The sequence below is a fragment of the Sandarakinorhabdus sp. genome, from assembly GCF_031422795.1.
GTDB lineage: Bacteria > Pseudomonadota > Alphaproteobacteria > Sphingomonadales > Sphingomonadaceae > Sandarakinorhabdus.
In genome coordinates, this window is sequence record NZ_JANPML010000141.1 from 1 (window position 1) to 5,073 (window position 5,073).

5 protein-coding genes are annotated in these 5,073 nt (G+C 65.1%); 4 read left to right on the forward strand and 1 reads right to left on the reverse strand.

The genetic code is table 11. The features are described 5' to 3' along the window. A partial coding sequence (gene serS / locus RMO81_RS05215; protein WP_310474701.1) for a serine--tRNA ligase occupies positions 1 to 1,164 on the forward strand: 1,164 nt, incomplete at its 5' end. Continuing rightward, positions 1,164 to 1,934 carry a 5'/3'-nucleotidase SurE gene (gene surE, locus RMO81_RS05220; RefSeq protein ID WP_310474703.1) on the forward strand — a complete coding sequence of 257 codons (771 nt, stop codon included), beginning with the start codon at positions 1,164 to 1,166 and terminating at the stop codon, positions 1,932 to 1,934. The genes serS and surE, both read left to right, overlap by 1 nt. A 59-nt stretch (positions 1,935 to 1,993) precedes the next feature. On the opposite strand, the gene RMO81_RS05225 is transcribed toward surE, so the two are convergent. Beyond that, on the reverse strand, positions 1,994 to 2,617 hold the full coding sequence (locus RMO81_RS05225) for a PEPxxWA-CTERM sorting domain-containing protein (RefSeq protein ID WP_310474704.1): 624 nt from the start codon (positions 2,615 to 2,617) through the stop codon (positions 1,994 to 1,996). A gap of 202 nt (positions 2,618 to 2,819) precedes the next feature. Between RMO81_RS05225 and RMO81_RS05230 the strand changes: the two genes are divergently transcribed. Together RMO81_RS05230 and rimO are read left to right on the forward strand one after the other, a co-directional pair. Continuing rightward, a complete protein-coding gene (locus tag RMO81_RS05230) occupies positions 2,820 to 3,731 on the forward strand; it encodes a M23 family metallopeptidase (RefSeq protein ID WP_310474705.1) in 912 nt (303 codons plus the stop codon). A 61-nt stretch (positions 3,732 to 3,792) separates the two neighbouring features. Then, the coding region (rimO, locus tag RMO81_RS05235) for a 30S ribosomal protein S12 methylthiotransferase RimO (protein WP_310474706.1) at positions 3,793 to 5,073 on the forward strand (1,281 nt) is incomplete at its 3' end.

Genomic DNA, 5,073 nt, shown 5'->3' on the forward strand with positions numbered 1-5,073 from the left:
GCCGAAACCACGGCACAGGAAGCGCTGGCCCGCCGCAATGCGGCCTCCAGGGAAATTGGCGCGGCGATGGCCGCCAAGGACATGGCCCGTGCCGACGCGCTGAAAGCCGAAGTCGCCGGCCTGAAGGACGAGATTGCCGCGCTGGAAGACGCCGCCCGCAGCGCCAGCGAAAAGGCGGAGGCGCTGCTGGTCAGCCTGCCCAATCTGCCGGCTCCCGATGTGCCGGACGGGGCGGACGAGCATGGCAATGTCGAAGTGCTGCGCTGGGGCAAACCCCGCGATTTCGATTTTGCCCCGGTTGAACATGACATCGTGGCGGCAAAGCTGGGTTACGACCCGGAAGCGGCGGTCCGCGTTGCCGGATCGCGCTTTGCCGTGCTGAAGGGCCCGCTGGCGCGGCTGCAGCGGGCGCTGGGCCAATATATGATCGACACGCAGACGCGCGATCGCGGCTATCAGGAAACCTATACGCCGCTGCTGGTGAAGCCCGAGGCTGCCTTTGGCACCGGCAATCTGCCCAAATTCGCCGAAGATCTGTTCCAAACCACCGACGGCCGTTACCTGATCCCCACCGCCGAAATGAGCCTGACCAACCTGGTTGCCGGCGAAATCGTCGATGCCGCCGCCCTGCCGATCCGCATGACCGCGCTCACCCCCTGTTTCCGCAGCGAAGCCGGCAGCGCCGGGCGCGACACGCGCGGGCTCATTCGCCAACACCAGTTCGAAAAATGCGAACTGGTGACGATCTGCACGCCGGAACAGGCCGAAACCGAGCATCTGCACATGCTGGAATCTGCCGAAGCGATATTGCAGGCGCTGAACCTGCCCTATCGCCGGATGCTGCTGTGCGCGGGCGACATGGGCTTTTCGGCGCGGCGCACCTTTGATCTGGAAGTTTGGCTGCCGGGCCAGGGCACGTATCGCGAGATTGCCTCGATTTCCGACTGCGGCGAGTTCCAGGGCCGCCGCATGAACGCCCGCTGGAAGGTGGCCGGCGAAAAGGGCAGCCGCGGGCCGGTGAACACGTTGAACGGATCTGGCCTGGCCGTAGGCCGCACCCTGGTGGCGGTGATCGAAAATTATCAGCAGGCCGATGGCAGCGTCATCATTCCCGATGTATTGCACCCCTATATGGCTGGGCTCAACCGGCTGGAGACCCTGTAATGCGCATTCTTGTCACCAATGATGATGGCATCAACGCGCCAGGCCTTGTCGCGATGGAAGCCATTGCGGCTGCATTGTCGGATGATGTCTGGGTCGTCGCCCCGGCCGAGGAACAATCGGGCGCCGGCCACAGCCTGACCCTGTCGCAGCCGGTGCGCGTCCGCGAGGTCAGCCCGCGCCGCTATGCCGTGCGCGGCACCCCCACCGATTGCGTGATGCTGGCGCTGGGCGCGGTGCTGGAAGATCACAAGCCTGATCTGATCCTTTCGGGCGTCAATCGCGGCGGCAATCTGGCCGAGGATGTGACTTACAGCGGCACGGTTTCAGCCGCGATGGAAGGCTGTCTGGCCGGCATCCGTTCCATCGCACTGTCGCAGGTGATGATGGATTACACGGCGGGCATGGAGGATTTTTCCTGCGCCGCCCACCACGGCGCCGCCATCATCAGCCGCGTGATCGGCACTGAGTGGCCTGATGGCGTGCTGATCAACATCAATTTCCCGCCGGTGCTGGCCGCCGATGTGAAGGGCGTGCGCGTGACGGAGCAAGGCTTCCGCGACTATGGCAACATCCACTTGGTGAAGCGCATCGATCCGCGCGGCTTTCCCTATTACTGGCACGGCTTTGGCAAGGAAAAGCCAGCGCCCGGCCATGAGACCGACCTGAAGGCCATGCACGAAGCCGCCATTTCGGTGACGCCGCTGCACCTCGACATGACGCATTACCAGTCGATCAGCCGGCTGAAGGCGGCGCTGGCCGATCTGGCCTGACCGAAAGCAGAAACGGCGGCAGGTCACCCCGCCGCCGCTCTGTTTGCGTGGCTGAAGGCTCAGGCGGCGCGGGCCACCCGGCGGCGCTGCATCGCGCCGACCATGCCAAAGCCGGCGATCAGCATCGCCCAGCTTGCGGGTTCCGGAACCTCGCCGATGCTGCCCGGCAGCACCTGAATGAAATCGACGTCAAAGCCCGGCGAACCGCCGAAATTGTCCAGCCCGACGATCTTCACCGCTGTCACAGCCCCGGTCCAGCCAATGCTGGCCAGGTCGAAGGCGGTGGTGCTGCTGTCGAGAGCGGTGCCGAGAAAGACGAAGTTGATGCCATTGCGCGACACGAAAATGTCGGCGCGCTCGCCGCTGGCGCCGACTTCGCTGATGAAAATGTCGTTGCCCACCCCGTCAATCACGGTTTCGTCGGTGAAGCCGACGGTGACGAAACTGCCCTGCGGCAGGGACAGGAAATCGGCCGGGTTCGTTGGCCCATTCAGCACCACGCTGGTCGACACCGGCACTGGGAAACTGCCCGGGAAGGTGCCGCCGTAGGGGCCGGGGAACGGACCCTGGCCGCTGTTGAAATAGCCCAGCACCGTACCGGCAAAGCCGATTGCGGCCTGGGCCGGCATGGCCACCGAGCCTGCCAGAACAGCCGCTGCAGCCAGAACATATTTGGAATTCATGATCTTGGTCCCCACCAATGCCGGCCGAATCGCCGGTATGGAGGTAATTCTGGCCCATTTTGTTCATAAATACAAATTTTTGGTTAACAAATAGCACCAAACATGCCAAAAATGCCCTTTGGCAGTGCTTTCCTTGCCGCTGCGCCGCCGCTATCAAGCCGCCATGGCAAGGCGAAGGCAGCAGGCGCGATCCGGCGCAGGGATGGTGGCGCTTGCCCTGCTGCTGAACGGCTGCATGATCAGCCGCCCGGAACCAGCGCCACGCCCACCGGCCCGAACAACGCCCAAACCAGCTCCAACCCGCCCCACTGCACCGCCGTCGCGCGCTGCCGCGCCAGCGCAGCGCACCGATTGGGTGGCGCGGCGCGTGGTACCGGCGGCCGTTGTCACGCCGCAAGGGCGGTTCCACATCGTGAAGGCCGGCGAAACCGGTATCGCCATCGCGCGGGCCTATGGCCTGACCTGGCGCGACCTGATCGCCTATAACGGGCTGAAAGAACCGTTCGTGCTGCGGGTCGGCCAGCGCCTGCGCCTCAGTCCACAGTTTACCCCGCCTCCCGCACAGCCACCGCAAACGCTGGAACAGCGCGCCCGCGCCTTTGAACTTTCCATTGATGACGTGATGACCGGCGGCCAGCCCGCCGCCCCGGCCAGCCGCCCGGCTGCGAATCGCCCCGCCACAGGCGCCAGCGCCGATCCGCCGCCGGCGCCGCTGCCCGCTGTTACCGGCACGGCCCCGGCCTTCCGCTGGCCGCTGCCGGGCCGCATCATTTCCGGCTTTGGCCCCAAGGCCGGGGGTCGCTTCAACGATGGCGTCAACCTGAAGGCCAACCCCGGCGAGGCTGTGCGGGCGGCGGGCGACGGCGTGGTCGCCTATGCCGGCGATGCGATTCCGGGGTTCGGCAATCTGCTGCTGGTCAAACACGCCGGCGGCTGGGTTTCGGCCTATGCCCACAACGAAGCCTTGCTGGTGGCGCGCGGCGCGCGGGTGAAAGCCGGCGAGGCGATTGCGCGGGCCGGCCAGTCCGGCGCAGTGGCGGAACCGCAACTGCATTTCGAGCTGCGGCGCGGGCGCACACCGGTTGATCCTGCCAAAGTGATCGGCGGGCGTTAACGGCCCCTTGGCCCTGCTTCCCCCTTGCACTTTTCGCCTGAACAGAGCAGGGGCCGACCGCATGTCATTCAACCTTGATACAGCACCAAAGGTCGGGATGGTGTCCCTGGGTTGCCCCAAGGCACTGGTCGATTCCGAACGCATCCTCACCCAGCTGCGTGCCGATGGCTATGCGCTGTCGGGCGATTATGCCGGCGCCGATGTGGTGATCGTCAACACCTGCGGCTTTCTTGATTCCGCCAAGGCCGAGAGCCTGGAAGCCATTGGCGAGGCCATCGCCGAAAACGGCAAGGTGATCGTGACGGGCTGCATGGGCGTTGAGGCCGATGCCATCCGCGCCCGTTTCCCGGCCGTGCTCGCCGTGACCGGCCCGCAGCAATATGAAGCCGTGGTCAGCGCCGTGCATGATGCCGCGCCGCCCGTGCGTTCGGTGTTTGTCGATCTGGTGCCGGATGCCGGCCTGAAACTGACCCCGCGCCACTATGCCTATGTGAAGATTTCCGAAGGCTGCAATCACACCTGCGCCTTCTGCATCATCCCCAGTCTGCGCGGCCGCCTCGCCAGCCGGCCACCCGCCGCCATCCTGCGCGAGGCCGAAGCATTGGTGAAGGTCGGGGCCAAGGAACTGCTGATCATCAGCCAGGACACCTCGGCCTATGGCGTGGACCTGAAGCACGCCACATCGTCGCTGGGCGGCGTCGAACGGCGCGCCCATATTCAGGATCTGGCCCGCGCCCTGGGCGAAACCGGCGCCTGGGTGCGGCTGCACTATGTTTATCCCTATCCGCACGTCGATGATCTGATCCCGCTGATGCGCGATGGCCTGCTGCTGCCCTATCTCGACATTCCGTTCCAGCATGCCAGCCCCAGCGTGCTGAAGGCGATGAAGCGCCCGGCCAATGAAGCCAAGGTGCTGGAACGCATCCAGAAATGGCGGGCCATGGTGCCTGATCTGGCCATCCGTTCCACCTTCATCGTCGGCTTCCCCGGCGAGACGGAGGATGATTTCCAGTATCTGCTGGACTGGTTGGAACAGGCGCAGATCGATCGGGCCGGCTGCTTCAAATATGAAGCGGTGGATGGCGCGCAGGCCAATGCCTTGCCGGGCGCGGTGCCTGAAGCGGTGAAGGAAGAACGCTGGCACCGCTTCATGGCGCTGCAGTCGCAGATTTCGCAACGCCGGCTGGAAGCCAAGATCGGCCGCACAATCGAAGTGCTGATCGACGAGGTGGATGCAGACGGCGGCGCTTCCGGGCGCAGCAAATATGACGCGCCCGAAATCGACGGCATGGTGCATCTGCGCGACGCCGGCGGTGTGAAGCCGGGCGATATCGTCATGGTC

Coding starts and splice junctions, on each gene's coding strand:
- surE (WP_310474703.1), top strand. CDS start 1,164: ATGCGCATTCTTGTCACCAATGATGATGGCATCAACGCGCCAGGCCTT.
- RMO81_RS05225 (WP_310474704.1), bottom strand. CDS start 2,617: ATGAATTCCAAATATGTTCTGGCTGCAGCGGCTGTTCTGGCAGGCTCG.
- RMO81_RS05230 (WP_310474705.1), top strand. CDS start 2,820: ATGGTGGCGCTTGCCCTGCTGCTGAACGGCTGCATGATCAGCCGCCCG.